A 19,776-nucleotide genomic window follows, 5' to 3' on the forward strand; every position below is an offset into this window, starting at 1 on the left:
CTTGCGCCGATCGAATTCCACCAACGCCACCCCGAGGGAGAGACAGAAGATGGCCCAGATCGATATCCGCGACGTCCGCAAATCCTATGGAACGACTGCCGTCCTGCACGGCGTGTCGATCGACATTCCCGACGGCGAATTCGTCATTCTCGTAGGCCCCTCCGGCTGCGGAAAGTCGACGCTGCTGCGCATGATCGCCGGCCTTGAAACCGTTACCGACGGCGACATCCAGATCGGCAGTCGCGTCGTCAACCACGTCGCCCCCAAGGACCGCGACGTCGCCATGGTGTTCCAGTCCTATGCGCTTTATCCGCATATGACCGTCTACGACAACATGGCCTTTTCTCTGCAACTCGCCCGCATTCCCAAGGCCGACATCGACACGCGCATTCGCAACGCCGCCGAGATGCTGAGCCTGACGGCACTGCTCCAGCGCTATCCCCGCCAGCTCTCCGGCGGCCAGCGCCAGCGCGTTGCCATGGGCCGCGCCATCGTGCGCAACCCGCAGGTCTTCCTGTTCGACGAGCCTCTTTCGAACCTCGACGCCAAATTGCGCGTCCAGATGCGCACCGAAATCAAGGCCCTGCATCAGCGGCTGAAGACGACCACCGTCTACGTCACCCACGACCAGATCGAGGCAATGACGATGGCCGACAGGATCGTGGTGATGCATGACGGGATCGTCGAGCAGATCGGTACGCCGCTCGACCTGTACGACCGCCCGGTCAACCTGTTCGTTGCGGGTTTCATCGGCTCGCCGGCGATGAACTTTCTAAGTGGACGCATCGCTGCCGATGGCAGCAAGACCTTCATCACCGATGACGGCTACAAGCTGCCGCTCAAGAACATCCCGGCCGACGGTGCCGGTCGCCAGGCGATTTACGGCATCCGCCCAGAGCACTTCGTGCTTGGCGGCGCCAATGCCGTCCCGCTCACGGTAGAGGTGATCGAACCGACCGGCTCTGAGACCCAGGTTTTCGCCAAATTGGGCGACAACAATGTCGTGGGCGTGTTCCGCGAGCGTATCGACGTGCGGCCGGGGCAGACCATTTCCGTGATCCCCGATCTGGACCACGTGCATCTGTTCGACGCCGACACCGGTGCACGCCTTGTTGCCCGCAAGGAGGCGCTGGCGGCGTGACGCACATGCGCCCGACGATCCCCGGACATGGCGTCGCGAAAGATCAGGTCTCGGTGGCGTTAACCCTTGCCTGGCTTGCATAGGTGCGAATGGCAGCGGCACAAGCATCGAGATAGGCATAGCCATATCTCAGATCGGGCTCCAGATAGGCACCCTCGCCCCATTCGTTCCAGGCATTGATGAAAACCAGCCGCTGGTCCGGAGGATTTTTCGTTGTGCGTTGCATGGCGTGCGTCAGCCATTCCTCGAACAGCCTGGGTGTCGATCCGTGGTAGATCTGGGCGGAACGTGGCTGACGCGCGCTGTTGTCCCATGATGGCATGACGCCGGGATGGACGACGCCTTGCCCGGTCGGCTTGGCCTTTTCGGCCGTCACGACATCGGCATAGTTTCGAATGCGGCCACCGTCTCTGAAATGCGAGACGGCCAGGCTGTTTTCGATGTTGGTTGTACGGATTTGGTGCGGCGGAAACTCCGACAGGGCGTCGAAGCCATATTGCTCGTGGCCGGCGAAGTCGAACGCATTTGTCGCGATCAAATAGATCCCAGGATAGCCCATCCTTTCTATTTCGCCGCGCCAACGCGTGATGGTTGCCTTGAGGTCAGGGAAAAGGCTGGCGCGATAGATCGTGAAAACCGGCTTGCCTTCGATCTTCAGATAGCGCTCGTCGCGGAAATATTTGTCGAGGCCGTGAATGACCGCGATATCGTCTTCCGCCGAATGCCTCTGTGGCATGAGCACATCCTGCTCGCGGCCAGACCAGCGCCGCGACCAGGTCTCGTTGGCCCAGCAGAGGCAGAACGGAAGTTCGAGGCTCGTTGTCTCCAGATAGTGGTCAAGCGGCCCCTCGAGCAGCCGCGTGCCGCCAAACCAGTAGAAATGGAAACAGAAGGCCGAGATGCCATAGAGCTTGGCAAGTTCGACCTGCCGTTCCATGACTTCCGGCAAGCGCAGGTCGTAGTAACCAAGTTCCCCCGGCATCCGCGGCTGATAATGGCCTTCGAAGACAGGAAATGCGCGCGCCACGTTGCGCCACTCGGTGAACCCCTTGCCCCACCACGCGTCGTTTTCCGCAATCGCATGGTACTGCGGCAGGTAATAGGCAATCAGCCGAACATCGGCCTGCGGCAGCTTCTCGCCTGAAATCTGCACGTGGTCAGCCTGCGGATAACGTCCCATCGCATTGCCGACGTAGCAATCGTACATGTCGCCCGCCGCAGCGGGACGCCCCGTTCCGGGCCGGACGGCACGGCGCAATTTGGCCCACAGCTTGCGCGGCCACGACACCTCCTCGCGCCATGGAGCACTGGCCCGCTCGCTCATGAATGCCCGCCGGCATTGTCCATCGAGCCGGCGTTGAGGCCGCGCAGGAAGCCCAGAAGCTTGGAACGGCGCACATTGCTGAACAGCACATGGGGTGCCATCAGCTTGAGCCACGAGCGATGCCGCTCCGCCGGCAGGTCGAGACGCATATGATGCTTGTTCATGACATAGACGAGCGAGCGACCCATGGCCTCGCCCTTGATGCGACCGGACTGGGGCGAGCGCGCGCTGGAGCCGCCTTCGGCATGATCGATGATAGACGCAGCAGCGAGACGAAGCTCAACGCCAGCCTGCCGCAGCCGCAAGCTGAGGTCATCGTCCTCATGGAACAGGAATATGTTCTGGTCGAAGCCGCCGACCTGCTTGAAATGCTTGCGGCGTATGAAGATGCACGCGCCATGCAGAACCGGTACTTCACAATCGTAGTCGGGCGGCGACCCATGCCAGAAATCGGAGGCCGGCAGCAACCGCGACCAGCGCCTGAAACGGCGCCGCGTGCCTGAATAGAAACGCGGATTGAAAGCAGCATCTGGGTAGGAAGCCGCAGCCGACACCAGCGCCTCGATGGCGCCGGGCTCGAACCGAATGTCGGGATTGACGAACAGCAGGAATGCTCCGTCGCTTGCAGCCGCACCGACGTTGCAGGCACTGCCATAGCCGACGTTCTCACCTATCTCGACAACCTCAGCGCCGGCAGCAGCAGCTACCGCAACTGAGTTGTCCGAACTGCCATTGTCGGCAACGATGACATTCACAAAGTCGGGGATGCTGCGAAGAAACGGCTCGAGAACCGAACCGCTGTTATAGCTGACGACGATCAGATCGATGTCGAGGTTCATGGCATCGTACGCAACATGCGTTGGCGCTCACTAAAATTCAAAGTCGCCATCCCAGAATGAAACCATGATTGAGCACCCCTTGCGCATCTTATTCCCGCTAGTCAGCCACGCCCCTCGGCAAGCCGGCCCCCTGAATCATAGGCATCAGGCTTTGATCGGCAATACATGTCCGATCACGGTTTCTTCTTGCTGATGAGACGCTGTGATCGAGGAGGCTACTCCCGCAACTAAACTCCAGATAGCCGTCTAAATGCGCGGAGCAACCCCCCGGAGACTTTCTTGGGTTCCTGGGCCTCGGTCTCCGGCAAAGAAGTGGGGGCCTCATAAGGCCTCTCCAACCACACGTCCACTTCGGTCCCAAAGACCGTCGCACAACGTGGAATGAAGATACCAGCGTCACGCCCGAAACCTCGATACGCGTCGTGTTCTGAAAGATGTGCAAGATAGGTCTTGTTGGACGAGACGGCGAACGGCTTCAGAATGCCGCCTGCAGACAGATACTGCGAAAACCCCGCCATCACGCCGGGCCACTCGCGATTGAAAAGATCATCGAGCACGACAACACCGTTATTTGAAATCAATTTCTCCGCCAGCCGCAGATCGCTCAGCGTGCACTCCTCCGTATGCCCTCCATCGACGGACAACATTCGCGCGGGCCCGCTTATTTTCAATATAGTATCAGCATCAATAATTCTGGAGTCCGCCTTTACTATCTGAAGACCACTAATATCTCCAGTCCATTTTAATACATTACTCTCGAATATTTTGGAGTTTCCAAACCCAGAACCATCAACGTTCAAGTGCTGCTCTTCAAACACATCAATCGCATACGTATTCTCTTGTTCGCCGGCACATAGTTTCAGCAATATGAATAGCTTTCCATGATGCACCCCTATCTCTCCCAGGCTTCCTTTGATGCCCAGATGAGACTGATGTTTGCTTAGCTTATGTATGATCGAGGCATCGAACGAATTAAGCCAACCTTCCACTTGCCGTCCGTTCGCCAGATAATTCTCGATTTTCTTTGTCATGCGTTCCTCGAAAAGACTTGCTAGATTCGGTTGACGCGTGGCCGGCCGCGCTTGAGGCGGAACCTCCCTGGGCTGGCCGCCTGCTACGACATCATCGGCAAACAGCCTGATGCTATGAGAGGCATCCCTTCCGCCCTCCGCCGGCTTGCGCGCTACGATAAGTAATTGTGAGTCTCCAAAATGCAGAAGTTGTTCAGACCAATAGCTCAGCACTTCTGCATCTTCGAAACCGATCGTCCGGAGCTCATCCAGCAGACGCCAACCGAAGTAACGGAAACATAAGGACCCCGCATTCATGTCCACAGGATTGCCATGGTACTCCGGCTCGAGAAGGTGATCGATGTTCCCATCCCTTTTCAGCACAGCACGGATCTTGTAGTCATAAACTGTTGATTGAAATGGGACGGTGATCATTAGCGTTCCGCCCGGCGCTAAGCACCGGAAAAACTCGCGCAGCGCGGCGGCATGATCGGGGACATGCTCCAAAACATCAAACGTTAATATATAATTAAATACATTATCCTCAAAAGAAAGGCTCTGCACATCTTGATGAATGATGCCCTCAACAACATCGCCAGATTTCTGGCCCGTAGTGAAATATTCGCTTCCGACAGTTTTGGGATACTTAGACCTAAGCCAATCGTATGTCCGCGTTATTCTTTCCGTAATGTAGATCGATGCGTTGCGGTTCGGCTTAAATTCCTGTTGAAGCAAATGAAGTGACGCACGTACGCGATTCACTAGGCGGCAGGACAGACAATCGAGATGTTCGCGCCAGTTGGGATAGGTTCTGCCGTCATCCAAGGTTGCCGACGAATACATCCCGCTGACCTGAAACCCCCCACGATGACCACAACAGGAGCAGACCCCGTCTAGCGTGAAGGCATATTGGCCGAATGGTATTCGGCTGACCTCGGCTTCCCGGCGCCGCGCAAGAATTGAAGTTAGCTGGGCGCGACTGGAGATGAACTCCTCCAGCGACCGGTGCCGTGCAACCGGCAGATGGGGGCGCACGGCTTCGCCACCCCGCATACGCTCGACAGAAATCGCACTGGGCGTGTGAATATTCTGCCCTGCCGCTCCATTCCAACTAAATGCGTAAGGAATGCGCGAGTAATATTCGTGACCATTGCGATAAACGGCGTCACGATACTCGCTCAAGAGATGATTTAACTCACCAATATTCTTAGTTGTGAACTGTGAACTATGACGAGAGAACACCTCGTAGTCTTCAATCTTATTCCCACTGAAATGAAAGAAACGAAGTGGCTGACCATTTGCGACCCACTCTTGGTCGAGATAGCGAATCCTCCGCTGCGACAAGTTCCAATATGCCGCATTGTATCCAGGATGCCTGAGCGCAACGGTGTGATCGATATAAGCCGGCAAAAGGTCCGCCCATTTCTGATCCACGAACAAACCGCCCGGCAGATCGATGACACAGAGGGACTCCAATCGCCTTCCCCACCATGACGCCACCCGCCGCACTTGCGGAGTGTCGCGCAAGGCGCAAAAGCCAAGATTGTAAACCCCGTAACGCAGAAACTGCCGGTCTTCCATTTCGGCATATTCCGCTGGCTCGAGCACATGCGGAGTCAGCACACAGTTCGCACCCGCCACGAACGCACTTTCCAACTCTTCGAACCGTCCAGTGACGAAAATGTCCGGATCCAAATACGTGACGATCTGCTCGGGAAATTTATCAAACAAATACAGGAAAACAAACGGCTTAATAGATGTATTTAGTTCAGTTATGTTGTATTTTCCAGACATCTCTTTGAGATTTGGGATTCCTAAATCGTCAATTTCAATAATAGTGAAGGGGAATTGATCCTTGTCAAAATCAGTCAAGTCATCGCAGACCGCTACATAGAATTTGACAGGACCATGGTGCCTCTGCAGGCTTTCGTGCAGAGTCAAAACATAACTGAAGAAATTTCTTGACGCGATAGTAAAGAATATCATCTTCTTGTACCCGGATGAGACAGATCAATATCCACACCACTGACCCCACCACCGGGAAATGCGGAACCTATTTCTAGAAGAATTTCTCGAATATTCTCGCGCCCCTTGGAGAAACTGTGCTCTTCAGATATCAACGAGTAGCCACCATCGGACAGCTCATTCCAGAGACCTTCGTCCGTGTAAAGGCGAACAAGTTGCTCGGCGAGTTCACCCGGCGAATCAGCAATGAGAACCGACTGCCCATGAACTAAGGCCATCCCCTCTGCCGCTACCTTGGTGACTACGCAAGGCACTCCGTGAGCAAGACTCGTAACTACTTTGCCTTTGGCTCCAGCCCCATACCTAAGAGGCGCCACCATTACGCGAATTTGCTCCAATGACTCTGCGAGATCCGATACGTGCCCCACCGCCACATAGCCGGCGTCCTTTCTTGTGCGGATATGCTCTGGCATGTCAGCGCCCATCGCATAGAATTTTACTTCGGGTAACCTCTTGCGAACTTCGGGCCATACTTGATCAAGAAAGAATGTCACTGCGTCGGTGTTCGGGCGATGAAGATATCCGCCAATAAAACCAATCCCGCTCCGCTCAAGGTAACCGCTCTTTCGGCCAGGCACTCCACGAATTAATGGCACCACCGACACAGGCGTGCCAGGAATTACCTGATTTAGTAACCGGCGCTCTTCGTGTGACACAACAATAGTTACGTCAGCCAGACGCGCTACGGCAAGCTCCCGTTCGCGCGTGCCTTGCGCACGATTGATAGCCTTCCGGTCCCCACGCATCCGCGCTTCGCGCTCCTCGCGTATGTGATGTAGATCGACTGTATTGAAGACAATTTTTGCATCGCCGCAATTCCGCCGTACCTCCTCGATGATCCGTCCACCACAATAGACTCGCGACAGAAACGCGACGTCAATTCGCCCGCCATGCGCGCGCAAAAACTCTTCCACGGACCAATACGCAGGGGCGCAAATACAATTGACCCCCATCTCTTCCAGATTTTCTCGGTAAGGCGATTCCTCGGTGTATTCCGTATCGGCAAAAAAAATCACCCTGAACCCAAGCTCTTGGAATATTTGAATGAAATTTACTGCATCGACAGAACCAGAGTCTCGATCTGGCCGCGGATATACGCCGTCGACCATCAGAACCGTCGGCCGCGCATCATCAAACCTTAACAAAGCTTGCTGTGCAACAGGGTCAATCTTCGTCCTAGCCCGAGACATGATTCTCATCAGCTTCTGTTTAAGACGTCGGGCACTCGGGCGCCTAATCTTTAGCGGACCAATCTTGATCCGGCGTCCATCGCTTGGTAAGCGCTCCATATGAATCTCCGAGGGATTGCCTAAAATTGGTGTAAGCGCCTGAAAAGCTCTTACTTCTTGACGAAGTTTTTCCTCATCGATGCGCGATTGCAATAGCTTTTTCTGTACATCATCAAGAACAACATCAACCTCTTGACGTGCTGCCAGTACAGTTGCCAACGACTTTTTGCATTGATTTACCTCGTAGTGCATCTCCTCATTTGAGGCCGATATATATTTAAGATCTTTCTTCATATCCAGATATGGTAAGTCAAATTTTTCAAATGACGAGTAAAATCCAGGCAACTTAGACTCGTATGAAGCCACCTTCATTAGGGCGTAAGGTCGAAGCAACATAGGCGCCCTCATCAGTGAAGGCAGGAGCTCAGGTATTTTTAAGTACGGCGCTATGGAATGTCGGTAAATCTTCTTCGCGCCCTTTAGATCAGATGCAAATTTTGCTTCTATACCCATCGTTGCAGCGACGTCGTTCCATTTGAAAGGCAAGTCGATGCTACCATTGTCCCAAAATGCAAATGGCCGATTGTACGCAGCAGCTACCAAGGCAGGATGCATGGCCGCCGAGAGCACGAAGTTCGAGCTGGTAAGCTCGTCAATAAATCGATGAATTTCCTCTATGCTAGGCTTTATATTTGGGCGGATGACCAAATCGCAGCCACTTATTTTCTTTAGTTCTTGGTCGGTTCGTTGATCATGGAAATGAGGTATGCAAACCGACCGTCCCTTGAAGTCAGAAACCCTACCGGGCGAATACAACGCTGGGAGCACGAAGGCCGGGTCGCCTAACGGTACGCTATCCTCAAGGCGTAGTTCGGTGGCCGACAATGGGCCGCGAACACTAAGGATCAACGCGCGCTCCCGGCCCTTGGCAGAGAGCCCGCCTGGCTGACGTACACCGCATCCCCAAAAGATAGTCTTGGCTTCAGATTCTTCCCCACTTGGACTATCCATATCGACAAACATGTCATCGATGACACTTCCAATAAGATGTATTGACTTCGCACTCATACCAAGCGGATAGAACACTTCCTCTAAGAGAAACTCGGTAAGGTAATCTCCAAAATTTTGGGTACCATTGTCCTTTAGCCAGTAGCTAATTCGAGATGATGTCACCACGCCAATAGCCCAATCATTTATTTGATTCCGGCACCAAGTAGATCAACAATTTCCACAACCCTCTCCCGCCAGTCCCCCGCTCTAAATCCGAAATCGCGATCGAAGGCGTCCGAGTTCAGCTCCGAGTTCGCTGGGCGGGCTGCCTTGGTAGGCCATTGCTCGCTGCTGATTGGCTCGACCACTGCCGATGGCCCTCCAAGCAAGGCACTGGCCGCGAGCACATGGCTTGCCAGCTCATACCAGCTCGCGCGGCCTTGGCCGGCAAGATGGTAGAGATCTTGCGGGAAGCCACCTCGCTTGCGCCAGATGCTTGCCGCCGCCAACAGGCCATCGGCCAGGTCATCGGCGCAGGTCGGATTGCCAAACTGGTCTGCCACCACCTGCAACCGGTCACGTGCAGCAGCCAGGGACAGCATCGTCTTGACGAAATTGCGGCCATAGCGGCTGACCACCCAGGCCGTGCGGACCACCATGTGATCCCGATTGCCGGCACGCACCGCCTCTTCGCCGGCGAGCTTGCTGCGACCATAGATCGTCTGCGGAGTGGGCCTGTCAGCTTCGACATAAGGCCTGCTCGACCTGCCATCGAAGACGTAGTCCGTGGAAATCTGGACAATCGGAATGCCGGCAAGCCTGGTCAGTCGTGCCAACTCCGCCGGAGCCTCGGCGTTGATCCTGAAAGCTCTTTCGGGCTCGTCTTCCTGCTGGTCGACCCCTGTGTGGGCCGCCGCATTGATGACCATGCCGGGCGCGACCGAGTTCAGGACCGGAGCAAACGTCGCCGGGTTTTCGAGGTCGAGATCGGGGCGACCGACCAGCACGATCTCCGCCTGCCCCCGTGCCCGCGCTGCGAGCGAGCTTGCCAGCTGTCCTGACGTTCCTGTCACCAGAATTCTCACGTCGACCGCACCAGTCCAAGCCTGCTCCCGTCGAACTGTTGCGCGCGTATCGGACGCCACCACCAGCCGTTCGCCAGGTACCAGTCGACGGTTTTCTCCAGACCGCTCTCGAATGTCTCTTTGGGTGCCCAGCCGAGTTCCCGTTCGCTCTTGGTCGGGTCGATGGCATATCGGCGGTCGTGGCCCGGGCGATCGGCAACATAGGCGATGAGGTCGAGGTGCGAGCGGCCACCAGCCCTTGGTCTGCAGGCGTCGAGCTGCGAACAAATCGTCTCGACGACCTCGAGATTGGTGCGCTCGGCCCGGCCGCCGATATTGTAGCTCTCGCCAACCTTGCCTTTTGTCAGCACCGCTTCCAGTGCCCTGGCGTGGTCCTCGACGAACAGCCAGTCGCGCACATTGGCGCCTTTGCCGTAGACGGGCAGGGGCCGCTCATCAAGTGCGTTGGCGATCACCAATGGGATCAGCTTTTCCGGAAAATGATAGGGTCCGTAGTTGTTGGAGCAGTTGGAAAGGACGACAGGCAGCCCATAGGTCTCGTGCCAGGCACGGACGAAGTGGTCGGATGCCGCCTTCGAGGCCGAATAGGGCGATGACGGCTTGTAGGGCGATTCCTCGGTGAACACGCCGGAATCGAAAGGCAGGTCGCCAAAGACCTCGTCCGTCGAGACATGGTGGAAGCGGAAACCCTTGCGTCGCTCTTCGCTCAGGCTGCGCCAGTGATCGAGTGCCGCCGACAGCAGGCTTGCGGTGCCGACAACATTAGTGGTGACGAAGTCCATCGGCCCGTCGATCGACCGATCGACATGGCTTTCAGCCGCCAGGTGCATGATTAGGTCGACCTTCTCGTCAGCCAGAATTTGGCGCACGCGGTCTGTGTCGCAGATATCGGCCTGACGGAAGAGGTAGTTGGAATTCCCTTCTATCTCGCGCAGAGACGCCAGGTTCCCAGCATAGGTCAGCTTGTCGAGGTTGACGACCCGAAAGTTGCCCGTGCCGACCAGATGTCGGCAGACGGCAGAGCCGATGAAACCGGCACCACCAGTGACCAGGACAGTCTGCGGAGCTTGTCTCATGCGTATACGAACCCGGTTTCGACTTCGGCCAGGTAGGGTGCCGTCGCGTCCTTGGTGGACAGCACCATCTCTGCGGCAGCTAGCGGCCATTCGATCCCGATGTCGGGATCGTCGAATCGGATCGACCGGTCATGCGGCTGCGAATAAGGGGCAGAAACCTTGTAGACGACCTCGGTGTCCGGCTCGAGCGTGACAAAGCCGTGCGCGAACCCCTTGGGCACCAGGATCTGGTTCCAGTCCTTGTCCGAGAGGGTCAACCCGACCCAGTTGCCGAAGCTCGGCGAACCTTTTCTTATGTCGACCGCAACGTCGAAGATCGAACCCCGTAGCACGCGCACCAGCTTGTCCTGCGCGAAGGGCGGTGTTTGGAAATGCAACCCCCGCATCACGCCGCGATCCCGCGAAAGGGATTGGTTGTCTTGCACAAAGTCCACCGCGATACCGGCGTGCGCCAGTTTTGCCGCGTTCCATGTCTCGGAAAAGAACCCGCGCGCATCCTCGATCTTGGCTGGCCGGATCTCGCAAACACCATCCAGCCCGAGCTCTCGCACCTCAACCATAGGCGATCTCCCGAACCCGGCGCTCGAGATAGCGCGCGTAGTCGGTCTTGCCGAGCGAGGCGGCCCGGCGGAGAACCTGCTCTTCGCTGAGCCAACCCAGTTCGAAGCCGATCTCTTCGGGACACATGACCTTGATGCCTTGGCGGTGCTCGATCGTGCGTACGAAGGAAGAGGCGTCGTGCAGGCTGTCATGGGTGCCGGTGTCGAGCCAGGCATAGCCTCTTCCAAGCCGGACGACATGCAGATTGCCCTGCTCGAGATAAGTCCGATTGACGTCGGTGATCTCAAGCTCGCCGCGCGCCGAAGGTTTGATTGACGCAGCAATATCGACAACCGGATTGTCGTAGAAATAGAGCCCCGTGACCGCCCAGTTCGAACGCGGCTGCACTGGTTTTTCCTCGATCGAAAGCGCCCGCTGTGTCGCCCTATCGAAGGTTACGACACCATAGCGCTGAGGGTCCTCGACCTGATAGGCGAAGACTGACGCACCGTCCTCACGCGCGACCGCGGCCCGGCAACGCTCCGACAGGCCGTCGCCATAGAAGATGTTGTCGCCGAGTATGAGCGCCACCGGACTGGTGCCGATGAACTCGCGTCCAATGATGAAGGCCTCAGCCAAGCCGTTGGGGGACGGCTGGACCGCATAGGAAAACGACACGCCAAACGCCGAACCATCGCCGAGAAGCTGCTGGAACTGCGGCAAGTCGCGTGGAGTCGAAATAACAAGGATTTCCCGTATACCCGCCAGCATGAGAACGCCGAGCGGATAATAGATCATTGGCTTGTCATATATTGGCAATATCTGTTTTGATACTGCAAGAGTGGCCGGGTAGAGTCTAGTTCCACTACCGCCTGCTAGTATAATTCCCTTCACCTAAGGTTTTCCTGACCTCGTTGCCTTTGACCCCCGTCCGGCGTACGATTCGCGGCTGAATGTATGTCAAACGCTGAACAGACTCCATGAGTTTGGCAGCGCCATTGCACAGATTTGATTTCAGCAGGTAACTATTTGCGAACGCTTGATACTTGCAGTTGGCTGGCTGCCTGAGGCAAGCGCTAGGTGCCTTGCGTTGCCTTATCGGTTCAATGCCTTAGCGCGCACTTGACCATCCGCAGCGAGGCCATGTTGGTAACTACGACACGCTGAAGGCTATTGCCTGTCCCTCGACAAGGGATTTGACCCTGGCGCGTTGACCCACGGGTGAGCGGCCTTCCAGCGTCCCCGGCGGGCCGTAAAATGCAAAAGCCGCCGGGACACCGGCGGCTTTTGATAATTTACCGACGCTGGGCAAGCGGCCTCAGATCGCGGCTTCCAGTGTCGACAGGTGATTGAGGTACGATTCCGCCTTGGTACGAACCTGGTCGTCCTTGGCATCCGACACGTCTTCGCGAGCTTCCTGGATACGGCGCAGCAATTCGGCGCGATCGATATCCTTTACCGGCGTTGCCGATTCAGCAAGCAGCGTGCAGCCAGCCGGAACGATATCGGCGAAACCGCCGAACACGACGTAGCGTTCTTCCTTGCCGCCGACGGCCTTCACCGTCACGACGCCCGGCTTGATCGTGGTCATGACGGGCGCATGGTTAGCCATGACAGTCATTTCGCCTTCCGCACCGGGAATGACGACGGACTCGACCTGCTCCGAAACGAGCAGACGCTCGGGCGAGACCAGTTCGAATTTGAATGCTTCAGCCATGGTGTCTCACAAATGCTTGGACGGAGTTCCGAGCAGACCTGCCCACGAAAGGGCAGTCATCGGTGCAACAGCGCGGACCTCAAGGCCCGCGCTGCGGCTTTTATGATTATGCCGCTTCCGCAGCCAGGCGCTGGGCCTTCTCGATCGCCATGTCGATGCCGCCAACCATGTAGAAGGCAGCTTCCGGCAGGTGATCGTACTCGCCGTCGACCAGGCCCTTGAAGCTCTTGATCGTGTCTTCGAGCGGAACCAGCTGGCCGGGCGAACCGGTGAACACTTCGGCGACGAAGAACGGCTGCGACAGGAAGCGCTCGATCTTGCGGGCGCGGGCAACCGTGATCTTGTCCTCTTCCGACAGCTCGTCCATGCCCAGGATGGCGATGATGTCCTGCAGCGACTTGTAGCGCTGAAGGATTTCCTGGACGCGACGGGCGACCGAATAGTGCTCTTCGCCGACGATCAGCGGATCGAGCATGCGCGAGGTCGAGTCGAGCGGATCCACGGCCGGGTAGATACCCTTTTCCGAGATCGCGCGGTTGAGAACGGTCGTCGCGTCAAGGTGCGCGAACGAGGTCGCCGGCGCAGGATCGGTCAAGTCGTCGGCGGGCACGTAAATGGCCTGCACCGAGGTGATCGAACCCTTGTTGGTGGTGGTGATGCGTTCCTGCATCTGGCCCATGTCGGTCGACAGCGTCGGCTGATAGCCCACGGCCGAAGGAATACGGCCAAGAAGAGCCGACACTTCCGAACCCGCCTGCGTGAAGCGGAAGATGTTGTCGACGAAGAACAGAACGTCCTGGCCCTGGTCGCGGAAATGCTCGGCGATGGTCAGGCCCGACAGGGCGACGCGGGCGCGCGCACCGGGCGGCTCGTTCATCTGGCCGAACACCAGGGCGCACTTCGAACCCTCGGTCGAGCCGTTGTTCTCGTGCGGGTCCTTGTTGACGCCCGATTCGATCATTTCGTGATAGAGATCGTTGCCTTCGCGGGTGCGCTCGCCGACGCCGGCGAACACCGAGTAACCACCGTGCGCCTTGGCGACGTTGTTGATCAGTTCCTGGATCAGAACGGTCTTGCCGACGCCGGCGCCGCCGAACAGGCCGATCTTGCCGCCGCGTGCGTAAGGAGCCAGCAGGTCGACGACCTTGATGCCGGTGACAAGGATCTGTGCTTCCGTCGACTGGTCGACATAGGCAGGCGCTTCCTGGTGGATGGCGCGCTTCGACTTGGTCTTGACCGGGCCGGCTTCGTCGACCGGCTCGCCGATGACGTTCATGATGCGGCCGAGCGTCTCGTCGCCAACCGGAACCATGATCGGCGAACCGGTGTCACGGACGGCCTGGCCACGAACCAGGCCTTCTGAAATGTCCATGGCGATGCAGCGGACGGTGTTTTCGCCAAGGTGCTGCGCCACTTCGAGGATCAGGCGGTTGCCGCCGTTCATCGTCTCGAGCGCGTTCAGGATCGGCGGCAGCTCACCGTCGAACTGCACGTCGACGACGGCGCCGATGACCTGCGAAACGCGGCCAGCGCCCGTGGCGACGACCGCCGACTTTTCGACCTTGGCAGCGGCTGCCTTGGCAGGCGCCGCCTTCTTTGCTGCCGGGGCCTTTTCCGCCGCCGGAGCGGCTTTCGGAGTAGCTGCTTTAGCCATCGTTCTAACCTCTGTGTCCGTTCGTTGTTTCACGCGGACCCGCCTTGCGGCGAGCCATCACGCGGCTAGAGCGCTTCGGCGCCCGAAATAATCTCGATCAGTTCCTTGGTGATCTGGGCCTGACGCTGGCGGTTGTACGTGATCGTCAGCTTGTTGATCATGTCGCCTGCATTGCGCGTGGCGTTGTCCATCGCGCTCATCTTGGCACCCATTTCACCAGCAGCATTTTCCAGCAGCGCCCGGAAAATCTGCACCGAGATGTTGCGCGGAATGAGATCGCCGAGGATTTCGCCCGGCTCAGGCTCGTATTCGTAGACAGCACCGCCGCTGGTGGCGGTATCAGTGCTGACCGTCGGAGCCGCAGCCGGAATCACCTGCTGTGCGGTCGGAACCTGGCTGATCACCGACTTGAACTCGGAATAAAACAGCGTGCAGACGTCGAACGCGCCCTGGTTGAACAGGGTGATCACCTTCTTGGCGATCATGTCGGCATGGACGAAACCAACCTGCTTGGCATCGCGCAGTTCGACGCGATCGATGATCAGCGAGGCGAAGTCGCGACGCAGGACATCGTAGCCCTTCTTGCCGACGGTGATGATCTTGACCGTCTTGCCCGAGGCCTGGAGCTTGCGGACGTGGTCGCGAGCCAGACGCGAGATCTGGCTGTTGAAGCCGCCGCACAGGCCACGCTCGGCGGTGCAGACGACGAGCAGGTGCACGTCGTCCTTGCCGGTGCCGGTCATCAGCGCCGGAGCATCGCCACCGCCACCAACAGCCTGGGCGATGTTCGCGAGAACCGCACCCATACGCTGCGAGTAGGGACGCGCGGCTTCCGCAGCTTCCTGGGCGCGACGCAACTTCGCCGCGGCGACCATCTGCATCGCCTTGGTGATTTTCTGCGTCGCCTTGACCGAGGCGATACGGTTGCGGAGGTCTTTTAGCGAGGCCATGCCTTATCCGTCAGTGTCAGGCGAAGTTTTTCGCGAAAGCGTCGATGTGACCCTTGAGCTTGCCGCGGAGGTCGTCGCTGAGCGCCTTCTCCGTACGGATGCCGTCGAGGACGTCCTTGCCTTCCGAGCGCATGTAAGCCAGCAGGCCCTGCTCGAACTTGCCAACCTTGTTGAGGGCGAGCTTGTCGAGGTAGCCGTTGACGCCGGCGAAGATCACGGCGACCTGCTCTTCGGTCTTCAGCGGCGAGAACTGCGGCTGCTTGAGCAGCTCGGTCAGACGCGCACCGCGGTTGAGCAGACGCTGGGTAGCTGCATCGAGGTCGGAGCCGAACTGCGCAAACGCCGCCATTTCGCGGTACTGCGCGAGCTCGCCCTTGATCGAGCCTGCAACCTGCTTCATCGCCTTGATCTGGGCCGACGATCCGACGCGCGACACCGACAGACCGACGTTCACGGCAGGACGGATGCCCTGGAAGAACAGGTTGGTCTCGAGGAAGATCTGGCCGTCGGTGATCGAGATCACGTTGGTCGGGATGTAAGCCGAGACGTCGTTGGCCTGCGTCTCGATGACCGGCAGTGCGGTCAGCGAACCCGAGCCGTTTTCGTCGTTCAGCTTGGCCGAACGCTCGAGCAGACGCGAGTGCAGGTAGAAAACGTCGCCCGGGTAAGCTTCGCGGCCCGGCGGGCGGCGCAGCAGCAGCGACATCTGGCGATAAGCGACGGCCTGCTTGGACAGATCGTCATAGCCGATCAGCGCATGCATGCCGTTGTCGCGGAAGTATTCGCCCATGGCGCAGCCGGCGAACGGAGCCAGGAACTGCATCGGCGCCGGATCGGAAGCCGTGGCCGCGATGATGATCGAGTATTCGAGCGCGCCGCGCTCTTCGAGCACCTTCACGAACTGCGCGACGGTCGAGCGCTTCTGGCCGACGGCGACGTAGACGCAGTAAAGCTTTTCCTTGTCCGGCCCGGACTGATGGATCGCCTTCTGGTTCAGGATGGTGTCGAGAATGATCGCGGTCTTGCCGGTCTGACGGTCACCGATGACCAGCTCGCGCTGGCCGCGGCCGACCGGGATCAGGGCGTCGATGGCCTTGAGGCCGGTCGACATCGGCTCATGCACCGACTTGCGGGGGATGATGCCGGGCGCCTTGACGTCGACGCGGCGACGTTCCTTGGCCTTGATCGGGCCCTTGCCGTCGATCGGATTGCCGAGCGCGTCGACGACGCGGCCGAGCAGCTCCGGACCAACCGGGACGTCGACGATCGAGCCGGTACGCTTGACGGTGTCGCCTTCCTTGATGTCGCGGTCGGCACCGAAGATGACGACGCCGACGTTGTCGCTTTCAAGATTGAGCGCCATGCCGCGGATGCCGCCGGGGAACTCGACCATTTCGCCCGCCTGGACGTTGTCGAGACCGTAGACGCGGGCGATACCGTCGCCCACCGACAGAACCTGACCGACTTCGGTAACTTCGGCTTCCTTGCCGAAATTCTTGATCTGGTCTTTCAGAATTGCGGAAATTTCCGCGGCGCGGATGTCCATCAGCCGACCTCTTTCAGTGCAAGCTTGAGCGAATTGAGTTTGGTTTTGAGCGACGTATCGATCTGGCGCGAGCCCATCTTCACGATCAGGCCGCCGAGCAGCGAAGAATCTACGGCGACCGAGATCGCCACATCCTTGCCGGCGACGCTTTTCAGCGCTGCCTTGAGTTCCGTTTCCTGGGCTGCCGTCAGCGCATGCGCCGAGGTCACTTCAGCCGAAGTCTCGCCGCGATGCTCGGCAGCGATCTGGCGGAACGCCTTGATCATGCCGGGCAGGGCGAAAAGGCGGCGATTGCGCGCCACGAGGCGAAGGAAGTTGCCAGCCAGGCCGGTGATCTTGGCCTTGTCGGCGATCGCCGAGATAGCCTTTTCCTGGTCTTCGCCGGAGAAGACCGGGCTCTTGATCAGGCGGTCGAGATCGGCGCTGCCATCAAGCAGAGCGGCGAAACGACCAAGGTCGGCTTCTACCTTTGCAACGGCGCCTGCTTCGAGCGCGAGATCGAACAGCGATCCAGCATAACGCTCAGCAACACCGGAGATTGGCGAGGAAGATTGGGCCACGGACCGTCTTTTCTCTTGTCTGACAGGCCGCAAGATTGTTGGCGCGAGCGTTTGACTCTAGCTAAATCTCTGACCTTACTGCGTTTTTTGACCCCGGAGCTAGCGGCAGCCGCATCCCCCCGGCCGAAAGTCGATTGCCGTCTAGCACAGGCTTTTGAGGACCGCAACACGTCCTCTAACAGCCATTTCAGGCACTATTGTCGCATCTTGGGCATTGAGGCTGCTGCCGGACGGCGATTCACGGCCAGAAGCCGAAAACAAACCCCAGGGGTAGGACCGCCAGACCCAGTTCGATGACGATGGCTACCCAGTTGTACGGGGTGTTGGCGCCGTCCGACATCATGGCGACGATCCGCCCGAAGGCGGTGAACAGCCACGACACGCCGAGCGCCATGTAGAGCCACGGCTGGGCGAGCAGGATCGCGCACAGGCCGACGCCGAGAAAGAAGCCCGCCATGGTGGCGCGGCCCTGGGCGATCGCTTCGGGATTGTCGGGGCGAGCCTGCAGCCTGAGCAGGCGAAAGGCGATCCTCGGGGCGAAGAAGAGGATGACGCCGAACAGCAGCGTCACCGCTGCCGAGCTCCAAGCCAACCACTCGCCCTGGCTCATCGGCCACGGAAATGCGAACTCCATCTTTCCCCCTCGGCTAGTGCGCCTCGCGTCCCTTCGGAAGCACTAGCACTTTGAACCGGCCGCGAATACGCGGCGATCATAACCTGCGAACGCGCGCAACGCGAAGCCTGTCCGCCACCAGCCTTCCAGGCACGCACTGGCATTTTTATTTCGCCTCGTTTATATTATGACTACGTGTAACTACAAGGATGGCCCCCGTGAAAAAGATGCAGGTTCGCGAAGCGAAAGCCGGGTTTTCTGCGGTAGTTGAAGCGGCCGAGAATGGCGAGCCGACCATTATCACCAAACACGGCAAGCCAGCGGCTGTAGTTATCCCTGTCGGCGACGCGGAACGACTCTACCCAAATCGAAAACCCAATCTCGGGACATTTTTGATGAGCTTCCCCGGAGGGCTGGAGTTTGAGCGCAACGACTCGCCGATGCGCGAGATTGATCTGTGACAGGCTTCCTGCTGGACACGTCCGTCCTGTCGGCGTTCGCTCCGGAGAGAAAAGCGACCTCTCCGGAAATCTCGGATTGGATGACCGCGCAGGGCGAGGCTCGGACGCTGTACTTATCCAGCATTACCGTCGCCGAAGTGGAGAAGGATATTTGTAAGTTGCGACGCTTTGGCGGCATCGCGCGAGCCGATCGGCTGGCCACATGGCTGGATTCCCTGCTGTCCAGCTTTGGTGATCGCCTACTGGCCGTCGATGCTTCAGTTGCAAGGATCGCCGGTGCGATGGAAGATACAGCGGTTGCTCGCGGCCGTCACCCCGGCTTGGCCGATGTGTTGATAGCAGCAACAGCCCAAGCGCACGGCCTCTTGTTGCTAACCGCGAACGGCAGACACTTCGAGCCGCTCGACATCGCGCATATCAATCCATTCGAATCGTTGCCGGGCGAGTAGTATATTTGCCCTCGCAGCGCCCGCCGCGACACCAGGGTAGGACCATGGCCATACCTCAACGCATTGCCTGGTCGATCGGCCATCTCGAAGTCGAACCGGGCGACCGCCTGCTGGAAATCGGCTGCGGCCGCGGCGTCGCCATGGCCGAGATCGCCCCTCTGCTGGTCGATGGCCACATCACCGGGCTCGACCGGTCCGGTAGTGCCGTCAATTCGGCGGAGGAGAGAGTCCGGGCATCGATCGCTTCCGGCAAGGCGGCGCTCTTTCAAGCCGCCCTGGCGGATTGGTCTGGTCCCGGTCACGCCTTCGGCAAGGTCTTCGCCATCAACGTCAGCCTGTTCTGGCTGGAGGCCGCGCGCGAGCTCAAGGTGATCAGTTCCCTGCTCACCCCTGGGGGCCGACTGTTCCTGTTCTTCGAGCCGCCAAGCGCCGGCCAGATCCCGACCATAGAGCACGCGATCGCCGTGCGCCTGAAGGCTGCGGGCTACACGCTGGAAAGGACGATGTACGGTCCGAGCCCGAAGCCGCCGCTGCTCGGCATGGTCGCGTCGCCCCCGGCCTGATCCG

General features: G+C 58.6%; 18 protein-coding genes. 4 read left to right on the forward strand and 14 right to left on the reverse strand.

Features of this window, described 5'->3' with window-relative positions; all coding sequences use genetic code 11:
• The first annotated feature begins 49 nt into the window (after positions 1-49).
• Positions 50-1,141 carry an ABC transporter ATP-binding protein gene (locus tag GGQ99_RS12665; RefSeq protein ID WP_183262800.1) on the forward strand — a complete coding sequence of 364 codons (1,092 nt, stop codon included), beginning with the start codon at positions 50-52 and terminating at the stop codon, positions 1,139-1,141.
• A 43-nt stretch (positions 1,142-1,184) separates the two neighbouring features.
• Here GGQ99_RS12665 and GGQ99_RS12670 read toward each other — a convergent pair whose 3' ends face one another.
• The 14 genes from GGQ99_RS12670 to GGQ99_RS12735 form a co-directional block, all read right to left on the reverse strand.
• Positions 1,185-2,465 carry a glycoside hydrolase family 99-like domain-containing protein gene (locus GGQ99_RS12670; protein ID WP_183262801.1) on the reverse strand — a complete coding sequence of 427 codons (1,281 nt, stop codon included), beginning with the start codon at positions 2,463-2,465 and terminating at the stop codon, positions 1,185-1,187.
• Complete coding sequence (locus GGQ99_RS12675) at positions 2,462-3,304, reverse strand: glycosyltransferase family 2 protein (protein WP_183262802.1); 843 nt, start codon at positions 3,302-3,304, stop codon at positions 2,462-2,464. The genes GGQ99_RS12670 and GGQ99_RS12675 overlap by 4 nt, the downstream gene beginning before the upstream one ends.
• 227 nt (positions 3,305-3,531) lie before the next feature.
• The gene (locus GGQ99_RS12680; RefSeq protein ID WP_183262803.1) at positions 3,532-6,300 is read right to left on the reverse strand and encodes a methyltransferase domain-containing protein; all 2,769 of its coding nucleotides are present in this window, start codon (positions 6,298-6,300) and stop codon (positions 3,532-3,534) included.
• Positions 6,297-8,744: a glycosyltransferase gene (locus GGQ99_RS26385; RefSeq protein WP_183262804.1), complete on the reverse strand. Its 2,448-nt coding sequence runs from the start codon at positions 8,742-8,744 to the stop codon at positions 6,297-6,299. Before GGQ99_RS26385 ends, GGQ99_RS12680 begins: the two co-directional genes overlap by 4 nt.
• A 17-nt stretch (positions 8,745-8,761) precedes the next feature.
• Entirely contained in the window at positions 8,762-9,706 is a 945-nt protein-coding gene (gene rfbD, locus GGQ99_RS12690; RefSeq protein WP_343061720.1) for a dTDP-4-dehydrorhamnose reductase, read from the reverse strand.
• Positions 9,640-10,719 carry a dTDP-glucose 4,6-dehydratase gene (gene rfbB, locus GGQ99_RS12695; protein WP_108606396.1) on the reverse strand — a complete coding sequence of 360 codons (1,080 nt, stop codon included), beginning with the start codon at positions 10,717-10,719 and terminating at the stop codon, positions 9,640-9,642. The genes rfbD and rfbB overlap by 67 nt, the downstream gene beginning before the upstream one ends.
• A complete protein-coding gene (gene rfbC / locus GGQ99_RS12700; protein WP_183262805.1) occupies positions 10,716-11,279 on the reverse strand; it encodes a dTDP-4-dehydrorhamnose 3,5-epimerase in 564 nt (187 codons plus the stop codon). The genes rfbB and rfbC overlap by 4 nt, the downstream gene beginning before the upstream one ends.
• Positions 11,272-12,153, reverse strand: a complete 882-nt coding sequence (rfbA, locus tag GGQ99_RS12705) for a glucose-1-phosphate thymidylyltransferase RfbA (protein WP_183262806.1) — start codon at positions 12,151-12,153, stop codon at positions 11,272-11,274. The genes rfbC and rfbA overlap by 8 nt, the downstream gene beginning before the upstream one ends.
• Positions 12,154-12,577: 424 nt before the next feature.
• Positions 12,578-12,976 (reverse strand): F0F1 ATP synthase subunit epsilon, encoded by a 399-nt coding sequence (locus GGQ99_RS12710; protein WP_055974902.1) that lies wholly within the window; start codon positions 12,974-12,976, stop codon positions 12,578-12,580.
• A gap of 106 nt (positions 12,977-13,082) precedes the next feature.
• Complete coding sequence (gene atpD / locus GGQ99_RS12715; RefSeq protein WP_108606393.1) at positions 13,083-14,630, reverse strand: F0F1 ATP synthase subunit beta; 1,548 nt, start codon at positions 14,628-14,630, stop codon at positions 13,083-13,085.
• 65 nt (positions 14,631-14,695) lie between these two features.
• Positions 14,696-15,580 (reverse strand): F0F1 ATP synthase subunit gamma, encoded by an 885-nt coding sequence (locus GGQ99_RS12720; RefSeq protein ID WP_108606392.1) that lies wholly within the window; start codon positions 15,578-15,580, stop codon positions 14,696-14,698.
• 16 nt (positions 15,581-15,596) lie between these two features.
• Positions 15,597-17,126 (reverse strand): F0F1 ATP synthase subunit alpha, encoded by a 1,530-nt coding sequence (gene atpA, locus GGQ99_RS12725; RefSeq protein ID WP_108606391.1) that lies wholly within the window; start codon positions 17,124-17,126, stop codon positions 15,597-15,599.
• The gene (locus tag GGQ99_RS12730) at positions 17,126-17,686 is read right to left on the reverse strand and encodes a F0F1 ATP synthase subunit delta (protein WP_108606390.1); all 561 of its coding nucleotides are present in this window, start codon (positions 17,684-17,686) and stop codon (positions 17,126-17,128) included. Before GGQ99_RS12730 ends, atpA begins: the two co-directional genes overlap by 1 nt.
• 238 nt (positions 17,687-17,924) lie before the next feature.
• Positions 17,925-18,320 carry an AGROH133_08824 family phage infection protein gene (locus GGQ99_RS12735; RefSeq protein ID WP_108606389.1) on the reverse strand — a complete coding sequence of 132 codons (396 nt, stop codon included), beginning with the start codon at positions 18,318-18,320 and terminating at the stop codon, positions 17,925-17,927.
• A 188-nt stretch (positions 18,321-18,508) separates the two neighbouring features.
• Between GGQ99_RS12735 and GGQ99_RS12740 the strand changes: the two genes are divergently transcribed.
• Genes GGQ99_RS12740 through GGQ99_RS12750 form a run of 3 tightly spaced genes read left to right on the forward strand, consistent with a single transcriptional unit; the run spans position 18,509 to position 19,772 of the window.
• Complete coding sequence (locus tag GGQ99_RS12740; RefSeq protein WP_210307843.1) at positions 18,509-18,760, forward strand: type II toxin-antitoxin system Phd/YefM family antitoxin; 252 nt, start codon at positions 18,509-18,511, stop codon at positions 18,758-18,760.
• Positions 18,757-19,209, forward strand: a complete 453-nt coding sequence (locus GGQ99_RS12745; RefSeq protein ID WP_183262808.1) for a PIN domain-containing protein — start codon at positions 18,757-18,759, stop codon at positions 19,207-19,209. Before GGQ99_RS12740 ends, GGQ99_RS12745 begins: the two co-directional genes overlap by 4 nt.
• Positions 19,210-19,253: 44 nt before the next feature.
• Positions 19,254-19,772 (forward strand): SAM-dependent methyltransferase, encoded by a 519-nt coding sequence (locus GGQ99_RS12750; RefSeq protein ID WP_183262809.1) that lies wholly within the window; start codon positions 19,254-19,256, stop codon positions 19,770-19,772.
• The last annotated feature ends 4 nt before the right edge of the window (positions 19,773-19,776 follow it).

The sequence above is a fragment of the Aminobacter niigataensis genome (assembly GCF_014200015.1).
Taxonomy (GTDB): Bacteria; Pseudomonadota; Alphaproteobacteria; order Rhizobiales; family Rhizobiaceae; genus Aminobacter; species Aminobacter niigataensis.